Origin of the sequence: Bartonella sp. MM73XJBT.G (assembly GCF_028618435.1) — a bacterium.
Taxonomy (GTDB): Bacteria; Pseudomonadota; Alphaproteobacteria; order Rhizobiales; family Rhizobiaceae; genus Bartonella.
This window is the reverse complement of the sequence record NZ_JAQISW010000008.1, coordinates 39,891-54,983: the sequence shown is the minus strand read 5'-3', so window position 1 is coordinate 54,983 and position 15,093 is coordinate 39,891. Positions and strand designations below refer to the sequence as shown.

Genomic DNA, 15,093 nt, shown 5'->3' with positions numbered 1-15,093 from the left:
AAAATCTTACCCTTCATCATGTCTTTTTATAGAGCTCAGAGTATTGTTAAAATCGGGAAATTGGGAATAAATAAAAATGAATTTACAGCAAATTGACCCTGATATTTTTATCGGTGCACAAATGAGCGTAGAAAATATCAAAACATTGGCAGAAGCTGGTTTTAAAACCATTGTCTGTAACCGCCCCGATCACGAAGAACCTGATCAACCTGACTTTTCAAGCATAAAAATGGTCGCAAATGACTATGGCATAAAAGCCTATTACCTTCCCATTTCGCCTCCAACCATAAAAAAATCAGATGTTGAAACCATGCAGACAATTTTAAAAACAGCGTCCTTACCTCTTCTCGCCTATTGCCATCATGGAACGCGTTCACTGCATCTTTATCGTTTAGCACGTCTTTACTCATAGGCTTCATGCGCTTAATCCCACACGCTAAAAAACAAAAATTCTTAAATTCACACCAATCTATAAAAAAATCATCTGTCAAGAATATTTGTCTTACAGCTTTCACGTGGAGACTTTCCCCCTTTAAAGAGGCCCTCTTCATTCGGACACGATAAGAAAGCTTTTCTCTTAAATAGACAACAAATCTCCACCTCTAAAGCCATCAAGAAGCTATAAAAATGCAGGCAAATTGATGCAAGCGATCAACTTTTAAAAGAAAAAAATTATCGATTTTAAATTTTGTGAAATTCTAAAGTTAAAAGTGCAAGAAGTTAAAAACCAGCTCTCTTTTTTCTTCGCATATCTTCTTGCCAAAGATGCTGTGTCCTTATTCATTCACGATTCATCATGAATTTTAACGGATCAGAAAGAAACAAGCAGTAAAGTTTTAATTGATAACAAAAGCCATACAATTAACTTTGGAAAAGACAATGCCTCAATCAGATCTTCAGATATTCGATTCTCCCTCTCAACAACGCAAAAAACATATATTCCGTGATGTTTTGGAATATATGTTTGTGCTTATCATCACTTTAAGTGCTATTTTAACAGCTCTTCTTTCTTTTTCAGATAAACTTAGAGCATATTTTTAAAAGTAAGCAGCCGATCCAACTGTGATAAGGGTTGGACTGTCTTTAAAATTTCTTTTGCTTTTTTTTCATCACGGTGCATTTGTGCAATCAAAGGTTCAAGCCCATCAAATTTTTCTTGTCCGCGTAAAAACTGGAAAAAAGAAATGGTACAGCTTTCCCCATAAAGGTCATCATTAAAGTCAAATAAATAGGTTTCCAAAAGAGGAGCCCCATCTTTAACAACGGTTGGACGGCAACCAAAGCTTGCAACCCCATCATATAAAACACCGTTAGTGCGACGCAAGCGTACCGCATAAACACCATGAGCCAAACGAACCTGAGGAGGCAACATCTGATTAGCGGTAGGAAATCCCAAAAGACGTCCAAGTTTGTCGCCTTGAATAATATTGGAACATACCCGATAGCGATAGCCTAATAAATGGGCTGCTTGGTCCACTTCTCCTTGTGAAAGAAGTTGCCGAATAAAACTAGAGGAAATAATCAACGATTGTGAATCTTGAGGATGAGAAACATAAGGAACTTGCACGACCTCAAATCCCTCTTCTTTTCCTCTTTGACAAAGAAGAGAGACGTTTCCACTTTTCTTATGACCAAATTGAAAATTTTCGCCAGTCACCACAACAGAAACATCAAAAGTTTCCTTTAAAGTCGACTTGATAAATTCATCGGCTGAAAGAGTAGAAAATTGAGCATCAAAGGGCTGCTCAATCACGCCATCAAAGCCCAAGATTTTAAAAATTTCAGCTTTTTCAGCCGCCTCAGTCAAACGATAGACAGGCGCTGAACGTTGAAAAAAACTTCTTGGATGCGGTTCAAAAGTTAAAACAACAGCGGGTTTCTTTTTTATCCGCGCAAAATCAAGTGCTTTTTGCAACACCCCTTGATGCCCACAATGAACACCATCAAAATTTCCAAGTGCCAACACGGCTCCCCGCCAAACCGAGGGAAACATATGAATTCCCTGAAGACGCAAAAATTTAGCCATTACTGAAGTGCCCACATGATTGCTTGTGGCCTATAACCATGACATTCTAAAAAAGAATGCAAAGCTTGCTTATCCACCACACCATTTTGCATATAATCATAACAATGAATCCCCCCCATAATATAAAGGGCATCAAGACCAAATTGGGCAGCTCCCTTAATGTCCGTCAAAAGACCATCACCAATCGCTAAAACTTGACTTTTTTCTATTGTTCCACGCATATTTTGAAGTTTTTCAAAGGCACACTCATAAATAGGAGCATGAGGTTTTCCAGCGATGCGGACTTCCCCTCCTAATTGTTGATAAAGACGTGCCAATGCGCCAGCACACCAAAATTCCTTATTTCCGTAATGAACAATCACATCAGGATTAGCACAAATAAAGGGTAAATTCCGCGCTTTTATGCGACGAAACATCGCCTCATAAGCAGAAGGCTCTTCCTCAAAATCTTCAAGAAAACCGCTACAAACGACAACAGAAGCTTCCCTTTCTTCAACAAATTCACACGTCAACCCTTCAAACAGCACCAAGTCACGTTCTGGACCAATGAAAAAAACTTGACGCGGTGCAGCACAAATGAGATCCCGCGTGACATCCCCTGACGTGATAATGGCATCATAATAGTCACGATGAACATTCATGCTTTGTAATTGAGCCGCAACATCTTCCCGGAGACGAGGAGAATTCGTCAATAAAATGACCGTTTTTCCCATTTGTCGAATTTTATACAACGCTTTCAACGCTGGTTCAAATGCCTGCATACCATTATGCACAACACCCCACACATCACAAAAAACAGCATCATAACGTTCTATAACAGTCTCAATATGGGTAAGCTCATTCATGGTGCACCTATCTCTATTTGTCATTGATCAGGCTGTCTTTACTTCAAAACTACTTATCGAAAGATAAGACTTCTGTCATCTGCTTTCTCAAACCATATCTCAACTTTGCATCGCTTATTAAAGATCATAAGAAATGATAAAATAAATAAGGTATCAAAAGCCTGTGCAAAATTCTAAAACGCTTTATAACAAAAGCTCATCATTCCACAATACTCATTTTCTTCATAAAAACTTCAATTCCAACAACAACTGCGTTGATACAGCTTTTTAGCGAAAACACTCAAATTTTTAATTTGAAAAATAAATAAATTTAAAAAACGCTTTAAAATTACTTTCTTAAGGATAAAATCCTTAAATTTATAATTATCGTTTATTCTTCAAACCTCATGGGAATTCCAAATATCTTTTCTCATTTCAAAATCTGTTTATATTGAATCAATCAAAACACTTCGTTTTCCCATTCATTAAGTAGAAGAAATAATAAAAACATTTAAAGATAAAAAAATAAAATCTCTCAAATTCAAATGCAGAAACTATCAAAGTATTTTGAACAAACAAAGAGTATGTGGCATCTATGCCGTCATGCATCTTTTTTTTCAATAAAGATAGAAACATAGCGTTTATCCTATCCATAGAAGCTTTCCCTTGATACACTTTCGTGTAGCATCATTCGTAAAATGCGTATGAGCATTGAGAAAAATCTTTTAAAAATAAGCAGGTATAGACAACAACCAAATCTATTTCGTTTTGAGTCTGTTTTGCATGAAGGATATCCATTTATGAAAGCTTTTCCCTCTCATCATGAGATTTCAACCACATAAAAAAAACCATTTTGGTTATTGATCAAAGACCTCTTTAGTTCTCCCCTAGGGCGCTTAATCTTAAAATCCACGGGGGGCTCCCTTCATCAAAGACAGGACTGAGAACATAAGTTTCGTAAGCCAATCTTAAAAAAATTTGAACGGCAAACAGTCTCTTAATTCAAGAAATCTCTTCATTCTAAAAAAACAATTTTTATTGCTAATCTCCTAAAATTACTTTACACATCAAAAGATGTTTTGGTCGCATACGCAACGACCAATAGGGAAAACAAGCCCGAAACCTCGATACATAAATTTATCCCGCTTTGCGGGTGTCCCGGAATTCCGGGAGTTTTTGCTATGTCCAGGTGTGTCTTACGCACTAAAAGCAAAAAGCTGATTCGAGGTCAGTGCTTGTTACTCCCGGAATACTTATGCGAGGGCGCTCGCAACCGGAGGGGGCAAATGCAAACTCAGAACCTTAATATTGATCTTTTTGTAGGTAAAAAAATTCGCTTGAAGCGAAAAATATTGGGAATGTCTCAAAAAACCTTAGGAGACGCTTTAGGGGTAAGTTTTCAACAAATTCAAAAGTATGAAAAAGGCTTAAATCGTGTGAGTGCAGGGCGCTTAAAGGAAATTTCCGATATCCTAAAAGTTCCGGTTTCCTTTTTTTACACGGATATTATCACAAAAGAAAACACCTCGTATCATCATGAAGAAGTCGCATCAAACAGAGAAGAATTTTTGCTTTTAAAAAGTTTTAGAGTTCTAACATCTGCCAAACAGAAAGCCATTTTAAAATTAATTTCTGATCAAAATTAAAATGTTTTACATGATCTTTATCCTTGTAATCTGCTTTCTGTTCTAAGAACAAAACGCTTGCAATTTATATCACAACGCGTTTTTTTCAAATTCTCCTTGATTGACTTCCTACGATAGGAAACACAATATTTTCTTTTCATAAGCTTTCATACCGCTTCATAAATATTCCTCTGACAATATCTTAAAACACATCATGGCAAGAGCACTTGAAACATCCATGAAAACAATTCATGATACAAGTCTTAAAATATTGAGCAACATGTCTTTTGACTGTTCCAAATTTTGAAAGGTTCTATCCTCTCCACCTTCCCTGTTTTAAAAGGACCAGCGACAAATCTAATGTCGTCTCTAACAGTTTCACTAAGCTAACCTCAACCTCTCAAAGGACAATATTCCATAAGGCTCTACGCGCAAAAACGTCCTAAAAAGCTAGCCTCCCCGCCCCACCTTGAAGCACCAAAACGTTTCAATCCAGTTCAGTCTGTAAATAATGCAATAATCCGTTTTTTTAAGTGAGCATATTCACTTGTTTTATTTCATATCACCTTTATATCACCAACCTCAAAGAACACCATCTCATGAGACTGTCTGGTTTGTCCTGATCTCACACATTTTTGCAATAAACATCAAGGAAAATCAATAAAACCAATCAAGGGCTTGCAAACGGGTTATAAGATCCATTATCTCGTCGCCACTTGAAGGGTTCGGTGAAATCGCTTGACCAAAGACCAATCTTATTGTTACGTGCTTTTTCTTCTGCATGATGGTACTGTGTTGGAAGAGGATTTTTACCCTCCTTTGGGAGCACCAACATCCCTTCTCTAAGACCTGCCTCAGCTAAATCAATCCCTTGAACAAAACATTGCGCATAATAAACACCATTGTGCATAAAAGCCCGCTTACAGGATAAATCCTGACCAAGTGTTTTGGTGACAAGCCAAGCCGTTGTAACCGCACCGCAGGGCCATTCTTGATCCTTTAATTTTGCTTTTTGGCGTGGTGCGCATGTGTCCACACCATAAAGATGAATATCACGGGTCATATGGGATCGCCAAGATTGTGCAGAAGGTGTTAGTAATTTAAATGTAACCCCACTTGTAACCGATGCCCTACCATGAAAAACAAGCACATTATGTACCTCATCATTTGATGCAACGCTCTCCTGCTGATCAAGCGCTGGTTTATTTTCTTCTAATGACTGTTGGGAGATCGATTGCCTTAATTTTTTTTCTTCCTTGTAGAGATCAACAATATCTTGAATATCTTTCATTTTTAATATTTCAAGAAAGCTGAAATCTATTTTATCCTTATATTGACTTAATCCCCACATTATAGAAACTATAATGTAAATCATAACAATCAATTTAAATAGCATCTCTTAACACGCTCGCTTAAAAAATTCATTGTTTTTCTATCCTTTCACATTATTTATCGCAATCCCCTTGTTTTTAAAGAAAAAATCAAAATATCTGTGTTACACATTAACTACATTTTGTAAAGAATAATATTCTCTCTCACCTTGTTTTAATATTGTTGTCTTAACTAAAAGTACAACTTAAAATTGCCATTTTCATGTAACACAATCTCAGTTTGAAAAGACTTCTGTCTCTTTAAAAAGAAGTATTTGAGAGTGAGAAAATCCACGATCAAGACTTTTAAAACAAAAAAACGAGGAGTTTAGACTGTCATAAAATAACAGAATTCTCCAGGTGTTAGAGGCAATGGAATGTCGATAGATGAACAAATATTGTTTGTTAAAGAGAGGTAAAATGACAAATAGTAGATTTCAGAACATCATTTTTATCGTGATCATGCTGCTTTTTACAGCAGTATTTGTATCCGATCCTTCTTTTGCTGCTCCTGCTCCTAATGGGGGTGGTTTTGGGAATCTTGATGGTGTTTTAGGCAACATTGTCACCATGATGACGGGTCCAACGGCAAGGCTAATTGCCATTATATGTGTTGCTGCTGTAGGTATTGGTTGGATGTACGGCTTTATTGATTTACGCAAAGCAGCTTACTGTGTTCTCGGTATTGCTCTTGTTTTTGGTGCCCCCGCTCTTGTCACTAAATTAGCGGGTACAGCATAAATGAACGAAGATACCCTTTTCCTTGCCTGTACACGTCCGGCCATGTTTATTGGTGTTACAATGGAAGCGATGGCACTCAATGTCATGGCGACATCCATTCTCTTTATTGTGACCAGTGATTTTACCATGTTTGGTCTTGGAGTTGGGATGCACTTTATTTTACGTGAAGTGACAAAATATGATCACAACCAATTTCGCATACTATTTGCGTGGCTCAATACCAGAGGAAAACAAAAAAATATCAGCCGATGGGGAGGAGGTTCTACCTCCCCCTTACGCCTTGTCCGCACTTATAAGGAACTAAGCTGAAGGAATACAACCGGTGAAACATATGTCAATGATGAAACGGGAAACTTTGCCTGAAGAATATATTCCCTATATACGTTACATCAACCAGCATGTCATTGCTTTAAATTCACGCTGTTTAATGGTTGTGATGGCTGTCGAGGGTGTAAATTTTGATACGGCAGATACTGATCAAATCAATTCTTTACACAACCAATTAAACACGCTTTTGAAAAATATTGCAGATGAACGGGTTGCTTTATATTCTCACATCATTCGCCGTCGTGAAACGATTTATCCAGAAGGACATTTTATTTCATCTTTTGCAACAACATTAGATGAAAAATACAAAAAGAAAATGGTTTCGCAAGAGCTGTATCGCAATGATCTATTTATTTCATTGCTTTGGAATCCTGCAGCGGACAAAACGCAGAAATTAGCTTCATTTTTTCAGCGCTTGAGCAAAGCAAAAAAAACACAATCTGAACCCGATGAAGAAGCTATTCGTAAACTCGAAGAATTAAGCCAAGATCTCATGCAAGGTTTAGAAGAATATGGGGTCCGTCTCCTAACAATCTATGAACATGAAGGGCTTTTATTTTCCGAACAAAGTGAATTTCTCCATCAATTGGTGGGCGGAAGGCGTGAACGTATTCCTCTGACATTTGGCACCATTGCGTCAACGATTTACTCAGATCGTGTTATTTTTGGAAAAGAAATTATCGAAATTCGTCATGAAAGCAATGAACGCTTTGCCGGCATGTTTGGGTGGAAAGAATACCCTTCTAAAACACGCCCAGGGATGACCGATGGTTTGCTTACGGTCCCGTTTGAATTCATCTTAGCACAATCCTTTGTTTTTAAAAGTAAAGCAGCCGCCAGTGCAATTATGAGCCGCAAACAAAATCAAATGATTAATGCAGCCGACCGTGCTAGCTCACAAATTGATGCGCTAGATGAAGCCTTGGATGATTTAGAGTCAAACCGTTTTGTTTTGGGCGAACATCATATTTCTTTAACTGTTTTTGCCGATAACCCCAAAATATTGACTGAGAACTTATCAAAAGCACGCTCCCATTTAACCAATGGGGGTGCCGTTATTGCCAGAGAAGATTTAGGATTGGAAGCTGCATGGTGGGCGCAATTACCCGGAAACTTTAGCTATCGTGCGCGTTCAGGCGCCATTACCAGCAGAAACTTTGCCGCTTTATCGCCCTTCCATTCTTTTCCTGTTGGCAAATTGAACGATAATATTTGGGGTCCTGCTGTCGCTTTGCTCAAAACACAGGCTGGTTCACCTTACTATTTTAATTTTCATTATGGTGATCTTGGAAACACGTTTGTTTGTGGTCCATCGGGATCTGGTAAAACAGTGATTGTTAATTTTCTTCTTGCACAATTACAAAAACATAATCCAACCATGGTTTTTTTTGACAAAGATCAAGGGGCAGAGATTTTTGTCCGCGCTGGAGGAGGAAAATATAAACCTTTAAAAAATGGACAGCCCACCGGTATTTCTCCCTTAAAGGGCATGGAATACAGCGAAAAAAATAAAATCTTTCTTCGCAATTGGATCTTAAAGCTCGTCTCAGCTGAAGGGCAAATTGTGACCGAAGAAGAGCGACAAGAGATTGCCAAAGCCATCGATTCCTTAGAAAATTTACCCCCAACACAACGCTCTCTTGGGGCTCTTCAACTGTTTTTTGACAATACATCAAAAGAAGGGATTGCCATACGACTACAACGCTGGATTAGAGGAAATGATTTAGGATGGGTTTTTGACAATGATCAAGATGATCTCAATTTAAATGCACAATTCATTGGCTATGACATGACCGATTTCTTAGACAACGAAGAAATTCGGCGCCCCTTAATGATGTATCTCTTTCACCGTATTCTTGATCTAATTGATGGACGACGCATCATTATTGTCGTTGATGAATTCTGGAAAGCTTTAGAAGATGATTCATTCAAAGCTTTTGCGCAAGATCGGCTAAAAACAATCCGTAAACAAAATGGCATGATGCTCTTTGCAACACAAAGCCCCAAAGACGCTTTAAACTCCACAATTGCACACACAATTATTGAGCAATGCCCCACCCAAATATTTTTTCCCAATCAAAAAGCAAATTATAACGATTATGTCGAAGCTTTCAAACTCACTGAGCGTGAATTTGAACTGATACAGTCAGAATTAAGCAGAGAATCCCGTCGTTTTCTTATCAAACAAGGACAAAGTTCTGTTGTTGCAGAGCTTAACTTACGTGGAATGAGCGATGAGATCGCCGTTTTAAGCGGCACAACTCAAAATATTGAACTCATGAATGAAATTATAACCGAATATGGAGCAGACCCTAATGAATGGCTACCCATATTTTATCAAAGGAGAAAAAACAATGAAAAAATATAGCTTAGCAACACTGTTATCTTTTTCTCTTATTTCTCATGCATTATCACAAGTCTCACCAGATGCTGATGAATATTATAAACAAGCACTCGAGAACACACAAAAACTCGATATTGCGAAATCAGAAACCGCTGAGACTATTTATAAGACTGCAACTGAAAAGACAAAAAAAATCAAAGAGATAAGAGATCAACTTGAACAACTCAAAGCACAAATAAATACAGCAACAACTAAAACCGAAACTGAAACTGAAAAACAATCTAAACTTGAAGAATTGCAGAAACTTCAAACCCTTCAGCAAGAACTTCAATTAAAAGTTTCTCTTCTTCAAGCTGATCTTCAAGCGAATGCGTTAAAACTTCAGTCTCTTGATATGATTCAAGCCAAAGATACGAAGACAAAAGAGGAGCTGCGTGAAGAAAAGGAGCAAGAAAAACATAAAACAATTCAAGCACAATTAAAAGAAAAAGAAGAAAAACTAAAAGAAAAACTTGAAAGCACTGGTACAGATGTCAGACTATAGTTCTCCTACATTTGATAAGTTTTCTCCATTTACAAGCATTTCTGGGTATATTTTAAACCCTCTCGAAAATGTGATGGACACAACGGTGAGTGGGTTATCTTCTGCTATTTCAGCGCCCTTAAATCTTGCTGCAATCATTTTTATCTTTCTTTATGGCTACAATGTTATGACAGGTCGCGTTGCGCTTTCCATGCATAGTCTTCTCAATAATGTTGTTAAAATCGTTGTTGTGACAACAATGGCAACGAATGCGGATACATTTAATAGTTATGTCAAAGATATTTTCTTCAATGATTTGTCCAACGCTATTGGCAATGCGTTAAACAGAAATCCTGCAGACTCCAATGTTTTTGATTATATTTTGTTAAAGGCAAGTGACCGCTATCAAGAAGTCTTATATAACGCTTGGCTTTTTGAAAAGATCGTTGTGGGCATTCTCGGTGCTATAATGCTTTTCACTGTTATTCTCTTTTGTATAGGTGGTTTTATTGTCCAAATGTTTGCACAAGTTGCACTGGTTATTATTATAGGTCTTGGACCTCTATTCATTAGTTTATATTTGTTCAATACAACGCGAAAATATACCGATGCATGGATTACAACTTTGGTCAATTTTACCATTTTACAAGTTCTCGTAATCATGCTTGGAACAATTATATGTCAAGTTATCCTACAGGTTCTCAAAATTTCATATGAATCAATTTACATTCTTTTCCCTCCTGTCATGGTCATTTCTATCATAGGGGTTATTATCTTCCGTGCACTTCCCAGTATTGCCACAGCACTAGCCTCTGGCGGACCATACTTTAGCGCTGGTATCTCTTCAGGGGGACAGATTTTCACAATGGTTGCCAATAGTGCAAGAACAAGTGCTAATGCAATAAAAAGTGCTACTTTAAACATCTCAGGAGCTGCCGGTAAAGGTACGGCAGGCGCCGCAGCAAAAGCAGGAAGCTCAGGAAGCGCTGGAGGGGGTGGTCGTGGACGGTTTTAAGATAAAGGACCTCTCTAAAAGGATAAATATTTTTTCCTTGCGTGCGCCAAAGGGCGCACGTGTCATCGTCCTGTTCCATGAAAAACTTAACATCTTAGGCCTTACAACAAAATCAAACACGGTTTTGCATCACATAAACTTGTAAAAGTGTTTAAAATAAAAGGCTCTCATGCATTGTATTCCAAGATATTTGTGAGTTCAAAAAATGAAACGAAAAATAACTTTTGTTATGATCCTAACAATCGCGCTTACCGGCTGTGCCTCTCTGAGTGGCCCCAAAAAACCACCACGCTGTAATGGCAAACAGACACGTGCCTTAAATAAAGACAAGTGGAATTGGGAAAATAAAAACGTTGTCCACTCAGAAAAGACCGGAAAGCCTGTTAGAACGCCCATCATTCTCAATACTTTAGAAAGTGAAAAAGTAACGGGCAATTTAACAATTCAGCCAGCTTTATTAAAGCCGGCTATTTATGAAGCACGATCTGACAAAACTGTGGAGGTTCCGCGTGAAAAGTGATGCCCTTGAAGAATATATAAAAGAAGCCCGCTCTTTTGACATTGACCGTATGCATGGCATGCGCGTGCGGATGAAAATTTCCATGGCGTTAACAATACTTTTTGGATTGATGACAATTGCGCTCGCTTTGGCTGTCGCAGCTTTAACGCCTTTAAAAACGATAGAGCCTTTTGTTATCCGTGTTGATAATTCAACAGGCATTATTGACACTGTGAGCGGTCTAAAAGAATCCCCTAACGACTATGATGAAGCAATAACGCGTTATTTTGCCAGCCAATATGTTCGTGCTCGTGAAGGTTTTCAAACCTCAGAAGCAGAAAACAATTTTCGCTTAGTTTCTCTTTTATCTTCTCCAAAAGAACAAAACCGTTTTGCAAAATGGTACGCGGGCAATAATCCAGAAAGTCCACAAAATGTTTATCATAACATGATTGCGACAGTCACAATCAAATCAATTTCTTTTATAAGCAAAGATCTTATCCAAGTTCGTTACTATAAAACGGTCAGAGACTTTAATGAAAAAGAAAATATTTCCCATTGGATTTCAATTTTAAATTTTTCCTACGTAAACGCACACATTTCAACGTCTGATCGTCTCATCAACCCGCTTGGTTTTCAAGTATCGGAATATAGATCTGATCCAGAGGTGATAAAATGATCAGACTTTTACAAACAATCTTTTTAATTTTTACAATCACTTTCAGCTTTCACACAGTTCTCTCATTTGCGGAAACAGCGCCTGTCAGTGCCCGTAAAGATAACCGCATCAGATTTATCAATTATGACCCTTACAACGTCGTACAAATCATTGGCTCCATTCGCTCTTCCGTTCAGCTGGAATTTGCCGATGACGAAGAAGTAATCTATGTAGGAATTGGAAATTCCGTTGCTTGGCAAGTTGCGCCGGCAGGCCACTTTGTTTTTCTCAAACCGCGTGAAGTCCAACCTGTGACCAATTTACAAATCGTCACAAGCCGCCAAGATGGAACACAACGCTCTTACCAATTTGAGCTGCGAATCCGTGAAGGCGATGTTTCAGCGGGCAATGAGACCTATTTCTTGGTAAAGTTTCGTTATCCAGAAGATGAAGCCTTGCGGAAGAAACAAGCCGAAGCCGCAAAAGCTGAACAACGTGAAGAAAACTTTGTCAATGATATTTTAAATATCCATGAAGATTTTGGACCACGCAATTGGGCTTATGAAGCGCAAGGCTCATTCCTCATTGAACCTGCTTCTGTGTATGATAATGGAAAAACAACAACCTTTACCTTTTTAGGTAATGTTGAAATCCCCACCATTTACCTTGTAACGCCTGATGGGCAAGAAGCCCTTATTCCAAAATCAATTAAAGGCAACAAAGTTATTGTTCATGCAACAGCAGCACAATTCACGCTACGGCGTGGGAATGAAGTATTGTGCATCTTTAATAAGAGATTCAACCCAGAAGGAATTAATCCTGAAACGGGAACGACATCACCATCTGTACAACGTAAAGTGAACATAGGAAACAGCCATGAATAACGCCGTGGATGAAAAAAACATTAATGATCGCGATACAATAAAAAATGCTCAAGGGAAAAGTCAACAGAGCAATATAGGGAAAGCAATCGCCCTTGTTATTCTTTTCAGTGTCTGTCTTTATTTAGCCTATTCAACACTTGTTACAGACAAAAAACAACTTATAGAGAAAAAGCAACCGATTGAATCTTTAAAAGAAGGGAAAGTTATCAAACAAACAGAACTTTTCCGCCCTGCACGACCAAATCCTCCCTCCTCCCTTGAGCAGACGCACCAAAATAACGCTCTATTACCCAAAGTCGAGCTACCAACACCCAAGATCAATCAATTAAATTCTGATGATTCCCTGTTGGAAGCAGCCCAACGTGCTCCTGTATTAGCGTATGCGAATACACAACAAAGCAAAATAGATTTACAAACCGATAAAAACGTTTTGCCTCACCAACTGGAAAGCAAACCGGATGAAACAACACAACGTTTTAATCATCTTCTCAAACCCACCATGCTTGAAGGTATTCGTGCTTCAACCCTTGGCAATCGAAATTATATCATCGCGATGGGAACATCTATCCCTTGTATCTTAGAAACAGCCATCAACAGTGATCAACAAGGTTTTGCCAGTTGTATCATCTCCAGAGATATTTTATCAGACAATGGTCGTGTTGTGCTCCTTGATAAAGGCACACAAATTGTTGGTGAATATCGCGCTGGATTGAAAAAAGGCCAAAAACGTCTCTTTGTGCTATGGAATAGAGCAAAAACCCCCAATGGGATCATTATATCCTTAGCTTCACCGGCAACAGATAGTTTAGGACGCTCTGGTCTTGACGGTGATATCGATAATCATTGGTTAGAGAGGATTGGATCTGCACTTCTTGTATCCCTGATAAAAGATGCAACAAGCTATGCCAATAAACGCTTATCAAAAAAACAAGACAAAGAAGAGACTGAAACAATCTCTTCAGGACAAAATATTGCAAATATTATTGTCGAAAATTACGCCAATATTCCTCCAACATTATCCAAAAACCAAGGGGAAATGGTGAACGTTTTTGTTGCCCGCGATTTGGATTTTTCTGGCGTTTATAAATTGAAAGTCATCGAAAACAAAAAACAAATTATCAACCGAGCTGTTTCAAGAAACTTTTACAAAAATTCTGCGATACCTTTAGAATGAACCAAATCTTACACACCATGAACGACGAAACCCTCACGGTTGTTCTCACAAAACTTGAACCGATCAGTGCTTTTTTGAAAGATGAGAGTCTTTTTGAAATTGTTATCAATCGTCCCTATCAAGTGATGACGGAAGGGCTGGATGGTTGGAAAACAATAGAAGCACCGGCTCTCTCTTTTAATGAGCTTATGGGGATTGCGAAAGTTGTCGCTTCCTATTCCAAGCAAAATATTTCAGACAAGAATCCAATATTATCGGCGACTCTGCCTGGCAATGAACGCATTCAAATTGTCATTCCACCAGCTGTCGAAAAAGGCACAATTAGTATGACAATTCGTAAACCATCATCACAGAATTTTTCTCTCGAAGAACTCGCTCATAAAGGTCTCTTCTCGCACTGTGAGCAGGTCTCTTTCACGCCATTGAATGATTATCATACGCGTTTTAATGAACTCAAAGTCATCGAGCATAACTTAGCCAATGCCTACTGCAATAAAGACTTTGTTTCCTTTTTAAATCAAGCTGTAGAATACCAGAAAAATATTTTAATTGCGGGAAAAACGGGTTCGGGAAAAACAACATTATCCAAAGCATTAATCGCCAAAATTCCTCAAGACGAGCGTATTATCACCATTGAAGACACACAAGAATTGGTGATCCCACACCCTAACCATGTCTCGATGATCTATTCAAAAGATGGACAAGGCTTAGCTTCTGTTGGCCCCAAAGAATTGCTTGAATCATCTTTACGAATGCGTCCTGATCGTATTCTTTTGCAAGAACTTCGAGATGGTACAGCCTTTTATTATATCCGCAATGTCAATTCGGGCCATCCAGGGTCAATTACGACGGTTCATGCCTCAACAGCCCTTGCTGCTTTTGAGCAAATGACCCTTTTGGTCAAAGAAAGTGAAGGAGGGGGCGATTTAGAGCGTGATGATATTCGAGGTTTATTGATTTCAATGATTGATATCATCATACAATGCAAACGGGTTGAAGGAAAATTTAAGGTCACAGAAATTTATTATGATCCTTTCAAACAACGAAACATCTTTGGAGGTAATTAAGACAAGATCATATCGG

Annotated in this window: 16 protein-coding genes; 13 read left to right on the top strand and 3 right to left on the bottom strand. The window is 38.2% G+C overall.

Translation table 11 applies throughout. The features are described from left to right. Positions 1 to 76: 76 nt before the first annotated feature. On the top strand, positions 77 to 412 hold the full coding sequence (locus PVV59_RS05850) for a TIGR01244 family sulfur transferase (protein ID WP_273755215.1): 336 nt from the start codon (positions 77 to 79) through the stop codon (positions 410 to 412). 467 nt (positions 413 to 879) lie between these two features. Next, complete coding sequence (locus PVV59_RS05845) at positions 880 to 1,041, top strand: hypothetical protein (RefSeq protein ID WP_273755213.1); 162 nt, start codon at positions 880 to 882, stop codon at positions 1,039 to 1,041. On the opposite strand, the gene PVV59_RS05840 is transcribed toward PVV59_RS05845, so the two are convergent. Continuing rightward, positions 1,025 to 2,026, bottom strand: coding sequence for a bifunctional riboflavin kinase/FAD synthetase (locus tag PVV59_RS05840; RefSeq protein WP_273755211.1), 1,002 nt, complete (start codon positions 2,024 to 2,026; stop codon positions 1,025 to 1,027). The genes PVV59_RS05845 and PVV59_RS05840 overlap by 17 nt on opposite strands. Further along, positions 2,026 to 2,871, bottom strand: coding sequence for a TIGR01459 family HAD-type hydrolase (locus tag PVV59_RS05835; RefSeq protein ID WP_273755209.1), 846 nt, complete (start codon positions 2,869 to 2,871; stop codon positions 2,026 to 2,028). Before PVV59_RS05835 ends, PVV59_RS05840 begins: the two co-directional genes overlap by 1 nt. A 1,265-nt stretch (positions 2,872 to 4,136) precedes the next feature. On the opposite strand from PVV59_RS05835, the gene PVV59_RS05830 reads away from it, so the two are divergent. Continuing rightward, the gene (locus PVV59_RS05830; protein WP_273755208.1) at positions 4,137 to 4,496 is read left to right on the top strand and encodes a helix-turn-helix domain-containing protein; all 360 of its coding nucleotides are present in this window, start codon (positions 4,137 to 4,139) and stop codon (positions 4,494 to 4,496) included. 649 nt (positions 4,497 to 5,145) lie between these two features. Here the strand turns inward: PVV59_RS05830 and PVV59_RS05825 are convergent. Then, positions 5,146 to 5,871: a thermonuclease family protein gene (locus tag PVV59_RS05825; protein ID WP_273755206.1), complete on the bottom strand. Its 726-nt coding sequence runs from the start codon at positions 5,869 to 5,871 to the stop codon at positions 5,146 to 5,148. A gap of 394 nt (positions 5,872 to 6,265) precedes the next feature. Here PVV59_RS05825 and PVV59_RS05820 point away from each other — a divergent pair, with 394 nt between their 5' ends. The 10 genes from PVV59_RS05820 to virB11 all read left to right on the top strand — a co-directional run bounded on the left by PVV59_RS05820 (position 6,266) and on the right by virB11 (position 15,077). Continuing rightward, positions 6,266 to 6,586 (top strand): TrbC/VirB2 family protein, encoded by a 321-nt coding sequence (locus tag PVV59_RS05820; protein ID WP_273755205.1) that lies wholly within the window; start codon positions 6,266 to 6,268, stop codon positions 6,584 to 6,586. Then, on the top strand, positions 6,587 to 6,895 hold the full coding sequence (locus PVV59_RS05815) for a type IV secretion system protein VirB3 (RefSeq protein ID WP_273755203.1): 309 nt from the start codon (positions 6,587 to 6,589) through the stop codon (positions 6,893 to 6,895). Between the two features lie 22 nt (positions 6,896 to 6,917). After that, positions 6,918 to 9,281, top strand: a complete 2,364-nt coding sequence (locus tag PVV59_RS05810; RefSeq protein WP_273755241.1) for a VirB4 family type IV secretion/conjugal transfer ATPase — start codon at positions 6,918 to 6,920, stop codon at positions 9,279 to 9,281. Continuing rightward, the gene (locus tag PVV59_RS05805; protein WP_273755201.1) at positions 9,268 to 9,801 is read left to right on the top strand and encodes a type IV secretion system protein VirB5; all 534 of its coding nucleotides are present in this window, start codon (positions 9,268 to 9,270) and stop codon (positions 9,799 to 9,801) included. Before PVV59_RS05810 ends, PVV59_RS05805 begins: the two co-directional genes overlap by 14 nt. Continuing rightward, complete coding sequence (locus PVV59_RS05800) at positions 9,788 to 10,795, top strand: type IV secretion system protein (RefSeq protein ID WP_273755198.1); 1,008 nt, start codon at positions 9,788 to 9,790, stop codon at positions 10,793 to 10,795. Before PVV59_RS05805 ends, PVV59_RS05800 begins: the two co-directional genes overlap by 14 nt. Positions 10,796 to 11,000: 205 nt before the next feature. Further along, positions 11,001 to 11,315, top strand: coding sequence for a type IV secretion system protein VirB7 (locus PVV59_RS05795; protein ID WP_273755196.1), 315 nt, complete (start codon positions 11,001 to 11,003; stop codon positions 11,313 to 11,315). Next, complete coding sequence (locus PVV59_RS05790) at positions 11,269 to 11,973, top strand: virB8 family protein (RefSeq protein ID WP_273755195.1); 705 nt, start codon at positions 11,269 to 11,271, stop codon at positions 11,971 to 11,973. Before PVV59_RS05795 ends, PVV59_RS05790 begins: the two co-directional genes overlap by 47 nt. Beyond that, positions 11,970 to 12,836 (top strand): P-type conjugative transfer protein VirB9, encoded by an 867-nt coding sequence (virB9, locus tag PVV59_RS05785; RefSeq protein ID WP_273755193.1) that lies wholly within the window; start codon positions 11,970 to 11,972, stop codon positions 12,834 to 12,836. The genes PVV59_RS05790 and virB9 overlap by 4 nt, the downstream gene beginning before the upstream one ends. Beyond that, the gene (gene virB10, locus PVV59_RS05780; RefSeq protein WP_273755191.1) at positions 12,829 to 14,010 is read left to right on the top strand and encodes a type IV secretion system protein VirB10; all 1,182 of its coding nucleotides are present in this window, start codon (positions 12,829 to 12,831) and stop codon (positions 14,008 to 14,010) included. The genes virB9 and virB10 overlap by 8 nt, the downstream gene beginning before the upstream one ends. Then, positions 14,007 to 15,077 carry a P-type DNA transfer ATPase VirB11 gene (virB11, locus tag PVV59_RS05775; protein WP_273755190.1) on the top strand — a complete coding sequence of 357 codons (1,071 nt, stop codon included), beginning with the start codon at positions 14,007 to 14,009 and terminating at the stop codon, positions 15,075 to 15,077. Before virB10 ends, virB11 begins: the two co-directional genes overlap by 4 nt. Positions 15,078 to 15,093 lie beyond the last annotated feature (16 nt).

Excerpts from the sequence above, each read along its gene's own strand:
- PVV59_RS05850 (WP_273755215.1), top strand. The coding sequence starts at position 77 with ATGAATTTACAGCAAATTGACCCTGATATTTTTATCGGTGCACAAATG.
- PVV59_RS05845 (WP_273755213.1), top strand. The coding sequence starts at position 880 with ATGCCTCAATCAGATCTTCAGATATTCGATTCTCCCTCTCAACAACGC.
- PVV59_RS05840 (WP_273755211.1), bottom strand. The coding sequence starts at position 2,026 with ATGGCTAAATTTTTGCGTCTTCAGGGAATTCATATGTTTCCCTCGGTT.
- PVV59_RS05835 (WP_273755209.1), bottom strand. The coding sequence starts at position 2,871 with ATGAATGAGCTTACCCATATTGAGACTGTTATAGAACGTTATGATGCT.
- PVV59_RS05830 (WP_273755208.1), top strand. The coding sequence starts at position 4,137 with ATGCAAACTCAGAACCTTAATATTGATCTTTTTGTAGGTAAAAAAATT.
- PVV59_RS05825 (WP_273755206.1), bottom strand. The coding sequence starts at position 5,871 with ATGCTATTTAAATTGATTGTTATGATTTACATTATAGTTTCTATAATG.
- PVV59_RS05820 (WP_273755205.1), top strand. The coding sequence starts at position 6,266 with ATGACAAATAGTAGATTTCAGAACATCATTTTTATCGTGATCATGCTG.
- PVV59_RS05815 (WP_273755203.1), top strand. The coding sequence starts at position 6,587 with ATGAACGAAGATACCCTTTTCCTTGCCTGTACACGTCCGGCCATGTTT.
- PVV59_RS05810 (WP_273755241.1), top strand. The coding sequence starts at position 6,918 with ATGTCAATGATGAAACGGGAAACTTTGCCTGAAGAATATATTCCCTAT.
- PVV59_RS05805 (WP_273755201.1), top strand. The coding sequence starts at position 9,268 with ATGAAAAAATATAGCTTAGCAACACTGTTATCTTTTTCTCTTATTTCT.
- PVV59_RS05800 (WP_273755198.1), top strand. The coding sequence starts at position 9,788 with ATGTCAGACTATAGTTCTCCTACATTTGATAAGTTTTCTCCATTTACA.
- PVV59_RS05795 (WP_273755196.1), top strand. The coding sequence starts at position 11,001 with ATGAAACGAAAAATAACTTTTGTTATGATCCTAACAATCGCGCTTACC.
- PVV59_RS05790 (WP_273755195.1), top strand. The coding sequence starts at position 11,269 with ATGAAGCACGATCTGACAAAACTGTGGAGGTTCCGCGTGAAAAGTGAT.
- virB9 (WP_273755193.1), top strand. The coding sequence starts at position 11,970 with ATGATCAGACTTTTACAAACAATCTTTTTAATTTTTACAATCACTTTC.
- virB10 (WP_273755191.1), top strand. The coding sequence starts at position 12,829 with ATGAATAACGCCGTGGATGAAAAAAACATTAATGATCGCGATACAATA.
- virB11 (WP_273755190.1), top strand. The coding sequence starts at position 14,007 with ATGAACCAAATCTTACACACCATGAACGACGAAACCCTCACGGTTGTT.